Raw genomic sequence first — 17,446 nt, 5'->3', positions numbered from 1 at the left:
AAGCCCTAAATAGGGCTTTTAAACTGGATATACAGGATGTTTACGATCCGTGAATACTTGATATTTACTCATATACATTTCGAAACGTCCTTTTAATTCTTCACGTAAATTGTTTGGATGAACAATACCATCAATCACCATCTCTGATGCTAAATGATAAATATCAATATCTTTCTTATACTCTTCACGTTTTTCAGCAATGAAGCTAGCACGCTCTTCTTCTGGTAAAGCTGCAATTTTATTTGCATATACAGCATTAACCGCAGCTTCTGGACCCATTACCGCAATAGAGGCTGTCGGTAATGCCAGGCAACAATCTGGTTCAAATGCTGGACCTGCCATCGCATATAAACCAGCACCATATGCTTTACGAACAACGATAGAAATCTTCGGTACAGTTGCTTCACTCATTGCAGAAATCATTTTTGCACCATGGCGAATAATACCAGCACGCTCTACTTTTGTTCCAATCATAAATCCTGGTACATCCGCAAGGAATAATAATGGAATATGATATGCATCACATAAATTAATAAACTTAGCAGCTTTATCAGCTGAATCATGGAATAATACGCCGCCCTTCATACGCGGCTGATTTGCAATAATACCAACAGGCTTACCATCAATACGTGCTAAGCCTGTAATTAGCTCTTGAGCAAATAATTTTTTCACTTCATAGAAGGAACCTTCATCAATAACTCTATTAATGAGATCTTTCATATTGAAAGGAGCATTTTGATTTTCTGGAATGATTTGTTCTAACGTTTTATCGAATTGTTTCGGTTCTTGAGGTGTAACCAATGGAGTCTTTTCTAAGTAGTTATTTGGAAAATATGAAATGTATTGTCTTGCTTGTGTAATCGCATCTTCTTCTGTCTTGCATAAAACATCTCCGCATCCTGATACAGAGCAATGCATACGAGCTCCGCCCATCTCTTCTAAAGTTACCTTCTCACCGATAACCATCTCAGCCATACGAGGAGATCCTAAATACATAGATGCATTTCCTTCTACCATCATTACAACGTCGCAAAAGGCTGGAATATAGGCACCACCAGCTGCAGAAGGTCCAAATAATAAGCATACTTGAGGAACTTTACCTGATAATTTCACTTGATTATAGAAGATTCTTCCTGCACCACGGCGCCCTGGGAACATTTCTACTTGATCTGTAATGCGCGCTCCAGCAGAGTCGACTAAATAAAATAACGGAACACGTAGTTTTTCAGCTGTTTCTTGAATACGTAAAATCTTTTCAACTGTGCGTGATCCCCATGATCCAGCTTTTACAGTAGAATCATTGGCCATTACACATGCAGTACGACCATGTATTTTACCCGTTGCCGTTACAACGCCGTCCGCAGGTAAGCCTGTTTGTTCACAGTTAGCAAATAATGCATCTTCTACATATTCGCCATTATCAAATAGAAGCGCTAAACGATCTCGAACAAATAATTTTCCTTTTGCTTTATTTTGTTCATGATACTTTGGTGCGCCGCCTTGTTTAATCGTTTCAACTCGTTCTTCAAATGAATTAGATTGTTGTTTTTGATCTAACATATTTACTCCCCCTTATACGTTGGTGTGCGTTTTTCCTTGAATGCTTGTAATCCTTCTAATCTATCTTTCGTATGGATTACACCTTCATACGCTTGTTTTTCCATTTGTAATCCGGTATGTAAATCAACTTGAATACCATTTGAAATTGCCTCTTTTGCTAATCGAACAGCAATAGGTCCATTACTAGCAATTTTCTCTGCTATTTCAATCGCTTTCTCTTCAAGTAAATTAGCTGGTACAACAAATTCTACTAAACCATATTCTTTTGCTTCTTGCGCTGAAATACGTCTACCTGTATAAATTAATTCTTTCGCTCTACCAACACCAATTAATCTCGGTAAGCGCTGTGTACCACCCGCTCCTGGTATAATTGCAAGTGTCGTTTCAGTAAGACCAAGACTTGCAGATTCAGCAGCAATTCTAAAATCACAAGCTAAACTTAATTCCGTACCACCACCAAGTGCGATTCCATTTATAGCAGCAATAACTGGCTGTGGTAATTGTTCAACCATCTCCATAGTCGTGCGAATCATACTAACAGCATGGCGAACTTGTTCCTCATTCATACCAGCACGTTCTTTTAAATCAGCACCAGCACAAAATGCTTTTTCACCAGCACCTGTTAGAATAACTACACGCGTATTGGACTCTTCACTTATTTGAGTTAATATGTTTTGTAACTCTTCTAATAACGCTAAAGATAATGAGTTTGCTTGTCTTTCACGATATAACGAAATCTTTACAACGTGAGGTGTTACATAATCAACTGAAATGTTTTGTAATTGTAGCATCTTCTCACCTACTTATCGTTTTATGTTGAAGCGCTCTATACACATGACTCGGTAATTGGATATTTAGCTTACTTTGAATAAATTGACTAGCTCGCAATAACTTTTCTTCGTCTATATTCGTTTGAACTCCTAATTTATGGAGCATATGTACTAGGTCATCAGTAGCAACATTACCTGATGCTCCTGGTGCATAAGGGCAGCCCCCGAGTCCACCACAAGAACTATCAAATGTTGTAATACCGTATTCTAATGATTTAACTACATTTGCTAGAGCCATTCCATACGTATTATGAAAATGCATGGCAAACTGCGAAGCATCATACTTCTTTAATAGATGTTCTAATACTTGTTCTACTTGTAATGGATTCGCTACACCGATTGTATCCCCAAGAGAAACTTCATAAATGCCGTATGAAAATAGTTGATTACATAATTCGTCAACTGCTGTGACACTTATATCCCCTTCATAAGGACATCCAAATACAGTAGAAACATAGCCTCTTACCTTTTTCCCTTCGAATAATGCCTGTTTTGTTATATCTTCGATTACAACTAACGCTTCTTTAATCGATTTATTAATATTACTTTTATTATGAGATTCACTTGCTGATAAAAAAACATTCACCTCATCTACATTTTGCAAAAAAGCTCGTTCCAAACCATTTTGGTTCGGAACAAGCGCAGCATATGTAACATTTGGATCTCTTTTCAGCTCAGAAAACACATCATTTGCATCCGCTAATGCTGGGACCCATTTTGGGTGAACGAATGAGGAAACTTCAACATACGACAATCCTGCTTCTGTAAGTAGTTGAATCCATTTTACTTTATCTTTTGTGCCAACAATCTTTTTTTCATTTTGTAAACCATCTCGTGGTCCTACTTCTTTAATGACAGCAAAATTAGGTAGTTTCAATTCGCTTCCCCCTATATCTCCCTATTCAATTTCTAATAATACATCTCCTTCATTTACAAAATCGCCTTCTTGCACATTAATTTTCATAACTGTGCCGGCTTCTTCTGAAATGATTGGAATTTCCATTTTCATAGATTCTAAAATGACGACATCCTGCTCTTCCTCTACTGTATCTCCTACTCCTACAACAATCTTCCAAACGTTTCCTGCCATCGATGCGTATACTTTCGTCATCATTTTTTCCCCCTTAATATTGTTAGATCTTATTTTTTAACGAGTTGTTTCGTTACAAAACCCGTTGTATAAATACCCGCTTTGAACACTTCGTCTTCCAAAACTTGCAGTAGCATTGGCGTGTTCGTTTTAATACCTTCTACTTTTAATTCTTCTAGAGCATCATGTAATTTCGAAATTGCTTCTTCACGAGTCTCGCCATGTGCAATGACTTTCGCAATCATTGGATCATAGAAAGGTGTAATCGTTACATGATTTTCTAAGAAGTGATCAATTCGTACATTTGACGGTAATGTTAAATCTGTAATTTTCCCAGGTGACGGGAAGAATGTTTTCGGATCCTCTGCATAAATACGAGCTTCAATGGCATGACCACTACGTTTTACATCATCCTGAGTAAATGATAGTTTCTCTCCACTTGCGATAAGGAGTTGCTGTTCTACAAGGTCTAATCCCGTAATTTCTTCTGTCACTGGATGCTCTACTTGTAATCTCGTATTCATTTCTAAGAAATAGAAATTTTTCTGATTATCTACAAGAAACTCAACTGTACCTGCATTTGTATAGCCAAGTGCTTTGGCAGCTTGTACAGCAACTTCTCCCATCGCCTTTCGTGTACCTTCATCTAAAAATGGTGAAGGTGCTTCTTCGATTACTTTTTGATTTCGGCGCTGTACCGAACATTCACGCTCCCATAAATACACTGTGTTACCATGTGTATCTGCTAAAAGCTGAATTTCAATATGATGCGCATCTGCTATATATCGCTCTAAATACATTTCTCCGTTACCGAAGAAGTTTTGCGCTCTTGTTTTATTACTTTCAAACGCTTTGGTGAGCGTTTGCTCAGTTTCCATCAACTGCATACCAATGCCTCCGCCGCCTGCGGATGCCTTAAGCATTAATGGATAACCAATTTGTTTTGCAATTTCAATTGCTTCTTCAGCAGTTTCAATATTTGTAGTAATACCTGGGACTACTGGGACATCTGCTGCTTGCATTGCGATACGTGATTCAATTTTACTTCCCATCTTCGTAATGATTTCTTCTGAAGGACCGATAAATACGATTCCTTCTTCTTTGCAGCGAACCGGAAAAGACGGATTCTCTGATAATAAACCATAACCCGGATGAATGGCTTCTGCATTTGTCTTCTTAGCTATTTCAATAATTTTTTCAAGGTTTAAATAGCTTTCTTGAACACGCGGTCCACCTACTAAGTAAGCTTCATTTGCCATTTTCACATGAAGGGCATTTTCATCTGCTTCAGAATAAATAGCAACAGTGCGAATGCCAAGTTTTTGACAAGTTTTCATAATACGAACAGCGATTTCCCCGCGATTCGCAATTAATATTTTTTGAAACATAGTGATTCCTCCCTTTTATCTACATCCTAAATGTCTAGCAATTACGAGACGTTGAATTTCAGAAGTTCCTTCACCAATTTCTAATAGTTTCGCATCACGAATATGTCGTTCAACTTCATATTCACGCATATAACCATATCCACCATGAATCTGTACTGCTTGATTCGCAATACGGCTTGCTGCTTCCGATGCAAATAGTTTTGCCATTGCCGCTTCTTTGCCGAAAGGTTTATCGTTATCTTTTAACCAAGCTGCTTTATGTACTAAATTGCGTGCTAGCTCTACTTCAGTCGCCATATCAGCTAATTTAAATTGAATCGCTTGGAAATTAGAGATTGACTTTCCAAATTGTTGACGTTCTTTCGCATATTGTAATGCACGTTCAAAGGCTGATTGCGCAATACCAACTGCCAATGCTGCGATTGAAATACGCCCTCCATCAAGTGTATATAAAAATTGTTTAAAGCCTTTATTTACATCACCAAGAATATTTTCTTTCGGTACACGAACGCCATCAAGTACGATTTCACAAGTATTAGAAGCGCGAACACCCATCTTATCGTAAGGACTTGAAATCGTTAATCCTTCACTCGTAGTAGGCACGATAAATGCAGAAATACGTTTTCTACCATTCTCTTCAATACCGTTGACAGCGGTTACAATAATTGTATTTGCATACTCTGCGTTTGTAATCCAACACTTCTCACCACTGATTACATACTCATCACCATCTAATACCGCTTTCGTTTGAGTACCACCTGCATCTGATCCAGCATTCGGCTCCGTTAATCCGAAGGCACCTAATGTTTTACCTGACGCCATCGGAACTAAATACTTTTGTTTTTGTTCTTCTGTACCGAAATAATAAATTGGAGAAGCACCTAATGAAATTGTTGCAGCATAGCTTAAACCGGTGCCACCACAAGCGCGACCAATTTCTTCAACTGCTAACGCATACGATACCGTATCGCCACCTGAACCTCCATACTCTTCTGGGAATGGGATGCCTAATAATCCTAGTTCGCCCATTTTTTGAAATGTTTCATATGGAAACTCTGCAGTTTTGTCATAATATACAGCTTTCGGTGCGATTTCCTTTTCAGCAAAGTCACGTACCATTTCTTTAATCATTTGTTTTTCGCGAGTTAGAGTAAATTCCATTCCGCTACACACCCCTTATCGAATATTGAGTTTCGACAGCGTGCGAGTTTCTACTACAAACATAACAACTTAAAAGACAAGAATATTAGTTAGACAATTGCTACAATTCTGTCATAACTTAATTTTAAAACAGATTCTGTACTAATGCACAAAAAAATTCCTACATTGTTCTACAACAACATAGGAGATTTTGTGTCGAATTATGTAATTTATTGTTTAATAATCTCTACCTTTTCCCGAATCAGAAATTTCTACTAATGCTTCAGGATATGGTTCGAAATACGTTTGTCTTAATAAATACTTTTCATCAAATCGAATAGCCCATGATTTTAATATTGTAAGTAAACTACTAAGTGGTATTTTCTTTTCTGCATACTTTTGTAACAGTTCTATAAAATGATCTTTTTCTTGTTTTTTTAACTTTGTTTTAAAATATCCAAAAATGTGCTCGCATACATTTACATTCGATGTATAACGGGGCGCACGCATAAATAATTCATATAAAGTCTTCTCATAGTTTTCAAATACCACTTCAATCTTTTCATTTTTTTGATTTGCAATTATACGACCTAATTCCTTTTGTTTCACCTGATTATATGCCATAAATAAATATTTATTGTCCGACTGAAACGATACAAGTTCTTTCATATTTTTATTGTGTTTAATCATTTTGTAATATGCGATTGTAAATAACCTTGTAAAGAAATGCTCTCTAATAATAAAATTCGACAATCTACCTTCCTCTTCAATAGGAAGATGCGAAAAATTTTTTACTACTGCTCCGCCGAATAAGCCAGCTCCTTTTCCCTTTGCTGGCGCTTTTTCAAAACCAGAATAAATTTTCACATCACGCGTACCACAACTTGGTGAACGATTCTTTAAAATAAAACCATCCACATCCGGTATCGTTTGTAAAAAGTCATTTGAAAACTGCTCCATTTTTTCAGTTACATCTTCTCGTGTCGACGGTTGCACAAGTCTATTCTCACCATTTTCTTCTACAATTCGTATCGTTTCACGAGGAGTCCCCAATCCAATCTCCACTTCTGGACAAACAGGTATAAATGTAACAAATGGCTGCAAATTTCGTATTGTTACATCTGGAATCATCTCTCCATTATAACGACAAGCATCAAATTCTAAACACTTACTTACGACGATTGTAGGTTTTGCAAATTGTCGCATCTTATTACCTCCTTATTGCTAGCCCGTATAATATAAATTGTACTAAGATTAACATTTTAAGCAAAGTTTGATTCAGTTATTTTTATGAGAAATATATATCCAATGATATATTAACAATCATTCAACTCTATTTTCTATAAATGTGCGCCCTATTAATGAGGGTTTAGATATTGTGAAATGAATAATACACACATGCTTCGGAGAAATTAATGATTAAGAAAGGAGGGATTGTTATGAAAAAGAAATTATCATCTATTTTAAGTGTTTTAGCACTATCTATTATGTTTTTAGGTACATCTACGCAAGCTGAATACGATGGAAATAATATGAATAGAGTGAATAACACTGATATTTCAACTCGAGTAAATGACAATAACTTAGACAGAGTTAATAATGATGTAAGAACTCGAAATGTAAATACAACAAATGATTTAAATGATAATCGTGATAAAAATAATAATTGGGCTTGGCTTGGTTTATTAGGACTAGCAGGATTATTAGGTCTTAGAAGAAGAGACAAAGAAACACGCTGATTTAGAATGTTTTTAGTAAACAAGTACTTATTTATCAAAAATATATAATGAAAATAAATCGCCTTTTTAAAGGCGATTTATTTTTACTTAAAAGTAATGTATGTAATTCACACTTCAACGATTAAAATCGTGGAGTTAATCCATACAATATAAATTGAATCGTATTTTCAATTTCCGCTTCATCATTCCATTTTTCTTCAGGCAATAATAAAAATCGTGTTAATAATAAACCTAATACAGCTGATAAAGTAAGACGTAGTACGGAAGATGGTGGTATCTCAATAATTTCCCCTACTTCTTGAAATTTCACAATCAACTTTTTGAAATGTGAAAACAGTTCTGTTTCTACTAATTGCTGTATTTCATTTTTCAGTTCTGGTTGGAATGGCACCTCTTGAATTAATATTTTTATCATAGGAAAGTGTTTTTGAGCAAATTTAAACCTATTATGAATTACAACCCTTAAAAGTCCTTCGTATGATTCATACTCCGATTTAAATATTTCTTTTGCAAAGGTTTGTACGAAAAATGGTGCAGCGAACTTAGTTAAAGTTGGCATTACGACCGCTAATAATAAATCTTTTTTTGTTTTATAGTAGCGGAAGATGGTTCCTTCCGCTACACCAGCACGCTTTGCAATTTCACTTGTTGAAGTTGAAGCGTATCCTTTTTCTCCAAACATATCAACAGCCGCCTCTAATATACGCATTTGACGTTCATTTCGTTTATCCGTATTAGTTGCAGCTATTAATTCCTCCAGCCAATCCTTCTGCATTTATAAAGCTCCTTTTTGTCATTATTATATTTTGCGATGTTTCTTTAAAGCAAATACATTTCCTACTGCAAATAATATTGCAAAAAGTAATAATACAGTAAGATCTAATGCAATCTCTGTAAACCCTTGATTCCGAATCATCACTTGTCTCATTGCGTCAGCGCCGTATGTGAGTGGAAATACTTTCCCTAACATTTGTAGGTTCATAGATTCCATTGGAAACAATCCAGAAAAGAAGATTTGTGGCACAATAACAAGCGGTATAAATTGAATCATTTGAAATTCATTATTTGCGTATGCCGATAAAAACGTACCTAATGTTAGTGCAGTTAAAGAGAGCATACATGTAATAAGTAACGTTAGCCATATGGAGCCAGCTACGTATAAATCTAAAATATAAACGGAAAAACTTACGATAATAATGGATTGTATAAAGGCAAAGATTCCAAAACCAATAATATAACCTGCGACTATTTCCCATCTTCTTACTGGGGTGGATAATAACCTTTCTAGCGTACCACTTAAACGTTCTCTTACGAAAGATACACCTGATAATATAAATACAAAGAAAAATGTAAAGAAACCAATTAATACAGGACCAAGCCCATCAAACATCGTAAAGTCTTTAGAGCCATGTAAATAATTTACTTCAGGTTTCATAATCGATACATCATTCTTCTCTGTGCTTTTTTGCAATACTTGAAGTACAGCACGATTTTTTGACGAATCACTACCTTCCAACAGAAGTTTCATTTTTCCATTCTCTATTCGAAATACTGCATCTACCTTTTGTTTTTCCAACTCAGAAATCGCCTTTTCCTTACTGTATTCATAAATTGACGCTTCTTGATTTTTCATCACTTTTACTATTTGAGCGGGCATATCAACAACAGCAATTTGCGGTATATAGTCTTTCTGTGTAAACACTAGTGACAAAAGCCAAAGTAATAACATCGGTGCTCCAAACATCATTGCTAACGAACGCTTATCTCGAAAAAATTGACGAATAATACGTATGATTACACCAGTAACTCTCATGATGGCACCACCTCTTCTAGCAAAAAGACATCTTCAATCCGTCCAGATGACACGCGTTTTTTCAATTCTTCAGTTGTTCCAACCGCAACTAGTTTCCCTTCTCTAATTAACCCTAGACGCTCACAAAATTCAGCTTCATCCATAATGTGCGTCGTTACAATAATCGTTGTGCCTTTCTTTTTAAGATCATAAAATTTTTCCCAAATCGTTTTTCTAAGAAGCGGATCTATCCCCACTGTAGGCTCATCTAAAATTAATATTTCTGGTTCGTGAAGGAGCGCTATTGCTAATGATAAGCGTTTTTTCATTCCACCTGAAAATTGTTGTACTTGCTTTTTCATATACTGTGACAATTGTACAAGTTCAAAAACCTCTGCAATTCTTGTCTTTTTACGTTTTCCCTTTAGCCCATACATCGTTGCTATAAAATCTGCATTTTCATATGCTGACAATTCTTCGTATAATGCATCCGCCTGGGCCATATAACCAATTCGTTTCATTTCATTTAAATTAGGCATATTAGTATTATTAACAAGCACTTCACCTTTCGTTGCCTCATTAATACCTGCAATCATTTTAATGAGCGTTGTTTTCCCCGATCCAGAAGGTCCAACAAAACCAAAAATCTCTGCTTTTTCAACTTGCAATGAAAGATTGTGTAACACTTCTTTTTTTCCAAAACTTTTTGATACAGTCCGTAAAATAATTGAAGGTTGTTGCACGTTTCATCCTCCTTTTCCAATAAAAATGAGTGAGTACTCACTTTTATTTTACTCTTGCTTAATTATATGTCAAACTTCGTTGATTAGTATGTATGTTCAATCACCGATATTAAACAATGAAACAGAGTCGACATTAGAATTTCATTTCCTAAAGTCGACTCTGTTTCATTTAAACTATAAATTTCACTTTACGTTTTTAAATTCATATACTTCCGAATTCTAGCAACGTCTAAAGAATATTCGATAACTAATTGCTGTAACGGTAAAATAACTGTGTCAGGATATAAATGTGCATATTGTAATGTTTCTGCATATTTTTCTAACCTTTTTTCTAAATACTTTATTATTTGATCAGGATGACTTACTAATAAACATTTACAATAATAATGGATTTGTTCCTCAATCGCCGTGTATTCTTCAATTTCATATTCTTTATGCATGTGTACACCCCTTTAAGTTTTTTATATGAATTACTTATCACAATTTTCACTCGACAAATTTTAAGTTTTTTGATTATTTACACTATAACAAACACTGAGGGTCAAATTTTGTTACTTTATGTAACGTAGAAAATTTTTAACAAAATTGTAATGTTTACTCCTGCAAAATACAGAAAGCCCCTTTACTCATTTTTGTATAAAAAAAATCGTACAGCTTAATTTAGCTGCACGACTACAATTTCTGGCCTATTCAAAATCCTTTGCGGAATGATACTATTTCCTAATCCTCTACTCACTACCATTGATGTATTTTGTTCTACATATAAACCCGCTGTATATTTAGGTAAAACACCTTGATTTGGAGCAACTAATCCACCGATAAATGGCAATCTAACTTGCCCTCCATGAGCATGTCCCGATAAAACCAAATCCAACCGCTCATTCGTATATTCCTTTATAAATTCAGGCCTGTGGGATAATAATACATTATATCTATCTGGCTGCATTTCAATTTTTGCTTTTTTAATTTCATCTATTATAATATTTCCTTCATCACGGTTTCCAGTACCAAACTCTGGATCATCAATACCTAGCAAGTTTATCTCTTGCTCACCCTTTCGAATGCCTACATGTTCATTCCTTAAAACATTGACACCATATTTCTTCAACTCTTTTTCTAAACTGTTATACTTTCCAGACCATTGTTCATGGTTTCCTGTCACAAAATATACAGGATACTTCTTTACCATTTCTCGTATTAATTGCATACTAACTTCTGCATCGTATGATTTACTGTCAATTAAATCACCCGTAATTGCAATAATATCTGGGTCTATACTTTTCATTTTTTGAATTAACACATCTTGATTATCGCCAAATTTTTTATTGTGTAAGTCTGAAATTTGTAGAATTTTATACCCTTTAAAAGAGGATGGTATTTTACTAGAGGTTATTTTAATCTCAGTTATACTTATTAAATTGTTCTGTAAATATAAAAAGATTGTAAAACCTACTAATATACAAATAATCATTACAATTCTATTAATCTTCTTTTTCATATTTTCTCCTTTACATTCTCATCAAACACTTCTATATGCTAACTGAGTTATATTATACTTTCTTGAAATTTATTTAAATTAATAAAATAATACAGTACATGAAATTTCATATAAGATATGTCATATATATTCGTTATATTTTTACTTTTACCTTTTTAATAATAAGAATACAAAAACGACTCTTATCACACGAAAAGAGTCGTTTTCTAACTTTATACTTTTAATACTTTCATGTTAAAAATGCGAAAACTAAAATACTATTGCCTAAGAGCCTTAACTATAACTTTAGTTGCCTCTGCAATGAGTTGATTATCATAAGTTGCCTCTTTCTCATCTTTACTAGATAAAATTGCGATGATAATTGGTGCTCTATTTGGAGGCCAAACGATAGCAATATCATTTCTTGTCCCGTAACTGCCAGCACCTGATTTATCTCCAACTACCCAGTCAGTTGGTACGCCTGCACGAATAAGTTTGTCTCCTGTAGCATTTCCTTTCATCCACTCTGTAAGAATTTTACGTTTTTCAGCAGGAAGTGCATTTCCGACCGTAAAAGCTTTAAGATTCGTAGCAATAGCTTTCGCTGTACTAGTGTCACGAATGTCTCCTGGAATAGCTTCGTTTAATTCTGTTTCAAAGCGATCAGACATAGTAATCCGATCCCCCATATGCCTAAGCGCTTTTTCATATCCTTTAGGTCCTCCTATTTTATTAAATAAAATGTTCCCTGCAGTATTATCACTTGAACGAACAGCTGCCTCAGCAATTTCTCCTAGTTTCATTCCAGTATCTACATGTTTCTCTGTAACAGGTGAATAATCCACTAAGTCTTCTTTCGTATATGTGATTACTTCATTTAATGAATCAATTGAGTTTTGCTGTAGTAATACTCCCGCGGCTAAAGCCTTGTAAGTTGATGCGAAGGCAAATCTTTCGTTAGGTCGATAAGAGATTGTTTGATTTGTACCAGTATCAATCGCATATACACCTAATCGAGCATCAAATTTTTTCTCAAGTTGAGAGAACTCTTTATGCGTTGCCTGATTTTTATGTTTCACTTGACCAGTCTTTTCTTTCGCTTCAACTTGCAGTGCCCCTCCTGTAAAAGCTTCTAGGCTTGTAAGACTTAAACCTAATATACCAACGCATATTCCTATTTTTAGCATCCTCTTATTTTTCAAAATCATCATTCCTTCCAAATTTTTAGCACCTTTTTATACGTACACATAATAGACAATCACCGAACCAAATTTGTTCCATAAACTGAAAAAAATTTATAGCTAGTATGAGAGTTATTAACAAAATAAGAGATAGTAGCTACGACGCCTCTATCTCTTATTTCATATTTCATTTTTTTACTTATAAATGGCTTTATATGAACAGGGTCTCTTCCCTGAGAAAAGTACTCTAATTTTGCTTAGAACTACCTGTACTAGTAGCTTCACCATGTATACGTTGCTGTTTCAAATCAAAGTATACATCTAATACTTCCTTTCCAATTATAGAATTAATTCCATTTTTATCATCATGAAGCCATGGAACTACTACGGAAAATGCTACTTCTGGATTATCATATGGAGCATATCCAACTAACGTTAAGTTGTAGCATTCCATACGTTCTCCTTTTGCATTTCTACCAATCGGGTCATCTCCACCATATACAGTTTGGGCTGTTCCTGTCTTTCCTGCTGGTTTATATGGCGCGTTTTTGAAATATTTCACGCCAGTTCCATCACCTTCTTGGAATACCCATCTAAACCCTTCTTTTATCCGATCAATATGTTCTTTCTTCATATCAATTCGATTTAATACGACAGGCTCTATGGAACGTATAACTTTGCCAACCTCTTCTTTTATTGATTGTTCTCGTATTTCTTGTACAATTTGAGGTTGCATTCTATAACCACCATTCGCAATCGTTGAAATATATTGCGCTAATTGCAACGGCGTATACGTATCATACTGACCGATAGAAAAATCTAGTAAAAACCCAGGTTGACTATCTACTTTTCTCGTTTGTCCAATTATTTCATTCGGTAAATCAATACCTGTTGGGACACCTAAACCAAATTGCTTGAAATAATAGCGCATCGTATCAAATGCTCCTTGTTTAATATCCAATGAGCCATTTGGTACGTAATTGACTCCCGCAATTTTTAAAGCTGTCTGGAACATGTATACATTTGAAGATACTTGTAAAGCTCGTAAATCATTAATATTACCAAATCCGGATACATTCCACGATTTTTTAGCTTGTGTACCTTTAAATTTCATCGGCGCGTCATAAAATTGATCTCCTGGATGTATTGCCCCTGTCTCATATCCAGTTAATAAAGTAGCACCTTTTACAGCTGACCCTAGCTCATACGAAGTTGTCATGTTACCTAACGCCAAATCCTCAACCTCTATTTTCCCTTCTTTTTCTACAATCTTTTTGCCTGCCATAGATAAAATTTGTCCGTTATTTGGATTTGTCATGACAACAAAAGCTCGATCGAGCAGTGGCTCTGAACTCTTAAAAGCTCTCAAGTTTTTCTCTATACTTTCTTCCACTTTCTTTTGTAATTCCATATCAATCGTTAATGTTAAACTATTACCACTTTTTCCTTTAGAGATTATTTCTGTGCTAACAATGTTTCCTGATTTATCAGTAATATTTTTCACTTCTTCTTTCGTGCCGTGTAATACATCTTCATATCGTTGTTCAATATAACTTTTTCCAACACGATCATTACGGTTATATCCACGTACTAAATAAGAATCTAAATTTTCTTTCGGTAATCCTTCTTCACTACTCGTAATATTTCCTAATATAGAACGAAATAAATTACCATTTACATAATTACGTTCCCAATCAACAGTGGCATCTACTCCTGGAAAATCTCCAAGATTTTCGCTTATCCGCGCATACTCTTCATCTGTTACATCTTTTTTTATAATTTGTGGTGTTAGTTGATAACCCGAACTCATTTTACTTTTAATAGCTAACACCTTTAAATCTTGTGCTGTTAATTCTGCTAATTCTACCTCTGTAACGCGACCTCGTCTTAAGTCTTCTATTTTTTTATCTAACTCTTTGCCCTCTATACCCTTTTCTTTAAATTTTTCTATATCTTTCTTAGTAATCTTTGTCTCCGCACGTTTCGAATTCAACTGCATCCAAAAATCTTTTTTATCGATATCGGTTAATTTATTTATGTCTTGTTCGGGCATTTCAAGTACTTCCGCCAAGTCTTTTGCTGTTTTTAAAATAGCTTCACTCGTAATCCCCTTTACCCTTGTATACGTAATTGTGCGAAGAGGTTTATTATTAACGACTGTTTTCCCTTCTCGATCTAAAATTTGTCCACGTGGAACTGGAATACTAGTTATTGCATTTTGACTACTTTCCACTTGGTTCCTATAAGCCTCTCCCTCCACAATTTGTACTTTCCCTAGCTGCATAATAATAGCTGAGAATAGTAAAAATATGCAAAGGAACATAATATTTAACCGAATAGATATATATGTCTTCTGTTTCTTTCCTTTTTGTTCTTTCATAAATCCTCCATATAATTCTTCCGGAACTCCTCACTAATACTTAAACGTTCCCTATATATTTGAAACCATTATTCGGTTATAAATAGTGTCTTATCTTTTTTTCTAAATCTTTGTAAGTATTAATTCCTTTTTGTATAGCCGCGTAATTGATAAATCTCCCTTCCTTTTTTCTCACTTGTTTTTTGTCGCTTGCAATGTGACTCATATTATATTTTACACATAGGCTTGCTAGTAACTTTTCATATTGATTATTCCTTTCTTCATGCTGTAATACTTAATAGACAACCTAAACAATACAGTTGTTCCACATTTACAAAAAAAATAATTAAATATAAGATGAAGTAGGCTACATAAGGGAGGGTTATATGTTACATACAAAAAGATGGAGATTATTTGCGGTTCTTTCTATTGTAGGTTTGATTTTACTAATTTTATTAAAAATCAACTTCATTTCAATTACTATCGCAACTTCTTCAGCTGAAAGAGGAAAGATTTTTGATCAAAATGGTGCAATAATAGCTACAAATAAGAAAGTTAAGTCTCTATATTGCACTTCTAATGATGAAAAGCTATCGAAACAAGATACATCAAGCACATTAGCTTTTTTTAATCAATTTTCAAGCAAGTTTCAACATGATATTTCTACAGAGAACATAAAATCTCAATTACAACAATCTTGTAAAAAGCAGACTATGAATGATATACCGTTATACTCTGATATAACTGAGAATGAACTTGCATTCATAAACAAAAACAAACCCAATAATGTAATAATTAAAGATGAATGGATTCGATATTATCCTAAACACGAAATTGGTTCACAAGTAATTGGGTATGTAGAAAATGACCTTAATTCAAAGCATATGGCTGTTGGAAAAAGCGGGATTGAGCTGCAATATGAAAATGATTTAAAAGGAAAACCAGGTAAAACTCTTATTTTTAAATTGAATAATAAAAAGTTCTTATGGAACATTCAAAAAGTACAAAAAGGAAAAGATGTACGGCTAGCTTTAGACTCTGAGTTGCAGCAAAAGGCAGAAGAAGCATTAAGATCGCAAATTAAGAAAACACCTGATGCTAAAGCTGGTTATGCTGTAGTGAGCGATGCAAAAACTGGCGCGATTTTAACTATGGTCAACTCGACAGTTTTTGATCCAAATATATTAAATACACATGTATCTTCTAGAAAAGAAAATATTAAATCTCTTTCGCAAAATAAAGCGATTCAAAAATTAAAGTATGGTGAATCTTATGTAAATATGGCTTCTACTATAAAACCACTTACTATTTTAATTGGATTAAACGAAAAACTTTTTCAACCCGAAGATACTTATTTAGATAAAGGTACTTTTCAGTATGATAATCAAAATAACATTACGAATGCACCTGGAACACCAACAGGTGAGATTACACCGAGGCAGGCTATCATTAATTCATCTAACACATTTATGACAGCAAAAGTAGCTCTGCCCTTATTCAACCAAAATAATGGAAATATAGAAAAAGTGGCACATATATGGACAGATTATTTAATGCAATTCGGCCTACGTTCTAAAACCGGGATTGATTTGCCCTTTGAAGAAGACGGACAATATGAATTCCATCCATCTAATAAATTTGAAAATGGGATTTCTGCTTTATTAAATGCCTCTTGGGGAGGAAATGAAGTGCATACTCCTCTTCAACTCGCTCAATATGCAGCAACATTGGCAAGTAAAGGTGATAAATATAAACCTCAAATCGTAAGTGCGATTATTGGTCAAGATGGTAAGGAAACCAAAAAGTTTAAAACCATTTTAGAAAGTTCAAATCGTTACCCGATGAACTTTTGGAGTGTCGTGCAAGGTGGAATGAGTCAAAATATAGAGGAAATTAAAAAGTTGCCCTTTGACGTCGCAGGTAAAACAGGTATTACAGGTTTTCCAAATGAGCAAGAAAGAATGATAAATCATTCTCTTTTCATTGCATATGCTCCTACTGAAGATCCACAAATTGCCGTTTCTGTCGTTATTCCTGGCAGTAATTCCGAAAAAAACATTGCCGCTCTCGTTACATCAGAAATTTTAGAGTACTGGAATACTCTTCAAAAAGAGAATAAAAACAAAGAGGAAGGTTCATTAAAGTGA

The 17,446-nt window shown here is 34.6% G+C and carries 16 protein-coding genes; 2 read left to right on the top strand and 14 right to left on the bottom strand.

Translation table 11 applies throughout. The features are described from left to right. Positions 1–18: 18 nt before the first annotated feature. The 7 genes from ACX9TM_RS12825 to ACX9TM_RS12795 all read right to left on the bottom strand — a co-directional run bounded on the left by ACX9TM_RS12825 (position 19) and on the right by ACX9TM_RS12795 (position 7,214). Positions 19–1,560: an acyl-CoA carboxylase subunit beta gene (locus ACX9TM_RS12825; RefSeq protein ID WP_000886744.1), complete on the bottom strand. Its 1,542-nt coding sequence runs from the start codon at positions 1,558–1,560 to the stop codon at positions 19–21. Between the two features lie 2 nt (positions 1,561–1,562). Next, positions 1,563–2,351: an enoyl-CoA hydratase gene (locus ACX9TM_RS12820; protein WP_000939818.1), complete on the bottom strand. Its 789-nt coding sequence runs from the start codon at positions 2,349–2,351 to the stop codon at positions 1,563–1,565. A 4-nt stretch (positions 2,352–2,355) separates the two neighbouring features. Then, the gene (gene mvaB / locus ACX9TM_RS12815; RefSeq protein WP_000775436.1) at positions 2,356–3,267 is read right to left on the bottom strand and encodes a hydroxymethylglutaryl-CoA lyase; all 912 of its coding nucleotides are present in this window, start codon (positions 3,265–3,267) and stop codon (positions 2,356–2,358) included. Positions 3,268–3,288: 21 nt separating this feature from the next. Next, positions 3,289–3,504 (bottom strand): acetyl-CoA carboxylase biotin carboxyl carrier protein subunit, encoded by a 216-nt coding sequence (locus tag ACX9TM_RS12810; RefSeq protein WP_001987345.1) that lies wholly within the window; start codon positions 3,502–3,504, stop codon positions 3,289–3,291. 26 nt (positions 3,505–3,530) lie between these two features. Beyond that, positions 3,531–4,868, bottom strand: coding sequence for an acetyl-CoA carboxylase biotin carboxylase subunit (locus tag ACX9TM_RS12805; protein WP_000486749.1), 1,338 nt, complete (start codon positions 4,866–4,868; stop codon positions 3,531–3,533). A gap of 15 nt (positions 4,869–4,883) precedes the next feature. Continuing rightward, complete coding sequence (locus ACX9TM_RS12800; RefSeq protein WP_000397279.1) at positions 4,884–6,029, bottom strand: acyl-CoA dehydrogenase; 1,146 nt, start codon at positions 6,027–6,029, stop codon at positions 4,884–4,886. 216 nt (positions 6,030–6,245) lie between these two features. Then, a complete protein-coding gene (locus ACX9TM_RS12795) occupies positions 6,246–7,214 on the bottom strand; it encodes a YbgA family protein (RefSeq protein WP_001248640.1) in 969 nt (322 codons plus the stop codon). A 233-nt stretch (positions 7,215–7,447) separates the two neighbouring features. On the opposite strand from ACX9TM_RS12795, the gene ACX9TM_RS12790 reads away from it, so the two are divergent. After that, complete coding sequence (locus ACX9TM_RS12790; protein WP_000728157.1) at positions 7,448–7,747, top strand: WGxxGxxG family protein; 300 nt, start codon at positions 7,448–7,450, stop codon at positions 7,745–7,747. A gap of 121 nt (positions 7,748–7,868) precedes the next feature. On the opposite strand, the gene ACX9TM_RS12785 is transcribed toward ACX9TM_RS12790, so the two are convergent. The 7 genes from ACX9TM_RS12785 to ACX9TM_RS12755 form a co-directional block, all read right to left on the bottom strand. Beyond that, positions 7,869–8,522, bottom strand: a complete 654-nt coding sequence (locus ACX9TM_RS12785; protein ID WP_065382197.1) for a TetR/AcrR family transcriptional regulator — start codon at positions 8,520–8,522, stop codon at positions 7,869–7,871. 24 nt (positions 8,523–8,546) lie between these two features. Next, positions 8,547–9,560 (bottom strand): ABC transporter permease, encoded by a 1,014-nt coding sequence (locus ACX9TM_RS12780; RefSeq protein WP_001266729.1) that lies wholly within the window; start codon positions 9,558–9,560, stop codon positions 8,547–8,549. Beyond that, on the bottom strand, positions 9,557–10,282 hold the full coding sequence (locus ACX9TM_RS12775) for an ABC transporter ATP-binding protein (RefSeq protein ID WP_001187071.1): 726 nt from the start codon (positions 10,280–10,282) through the stop codon (positions 9,557–9,559). Before ACX9TM_RS12775 ends, ACX9TM_RS12780 begins: the two co-directional genes overlap by 4 nt. Positions 10,283–10,470: 188 nt before the next feature. Then, entirely contained in the window at positions 10,471–10,722 is a 252-nt protein-coding gene (locus tag ACX9TM_RS12770) for a hypothetical protein (RefSeq protein ID WP_000548621.1), read from the bottom strand. 215 nt (positions 10,723–10,937) lie between these two features. Next, on the bottom strand, positions 10,938–11,780 hold the full coding sequence (locus ACX9TM_RS12765; protein ID WP_000727181.1) for a metallophosphoesterase: 843 nt from the start codon (positions 11,778–11,780) through the stop codon (positions 10,938–10,940). A 257-nt stretch (positions 11,781–12,037) separates the two neighbouring features. Further along, positions 12,038–12,967: a class A beta-lactamase Bla1 gene (gene bla, locus ACX9TM_RS12760; RefSeq protein WP_063219966.1), complete on the bottom strand. Its 930-nt coding sequence runs from the start codon at positions 12,965–12,967 to the stop codon at positions 12,038–12,040. A 220-nt stretch (positions 12,968–13,187) separates the two neighbouring features. Then, positions 13,188–15,320, bottom strand: a complete 2,133-nt coding sequence (locus ACX9TM_RS12755) for a peptidoglycan D,D-transpeptidase FtsI family protein (protein WP_065212719.1) — start codon at positions 15,318–15,320, stop codon at positions 13,188–13,190. Positions 15,321–15,685: 365 nt separating this feature from the next. Between ACX9TM_RS12755 and ACX9TM_RS12750 the strand changes: the two genes are divergently transcribed. After that, entirely contained in the window at positions 15,686–17,446 is a 1,761-nt protein-coding gene (locus ACX9TM_RS12750) for a peptidoglycan D,D-transpeptidase FtsI family protein (protein ID WP_065382198.1), read from the top strand.

The sequence above is a fragment of the Bacillus sp. LH1 genome (assembly GCF_057924895.1).
Note: the sequence above shows the minus strand (reverse complement) of the source record. Positions and strands in the feature narration are given on the sequence as shown.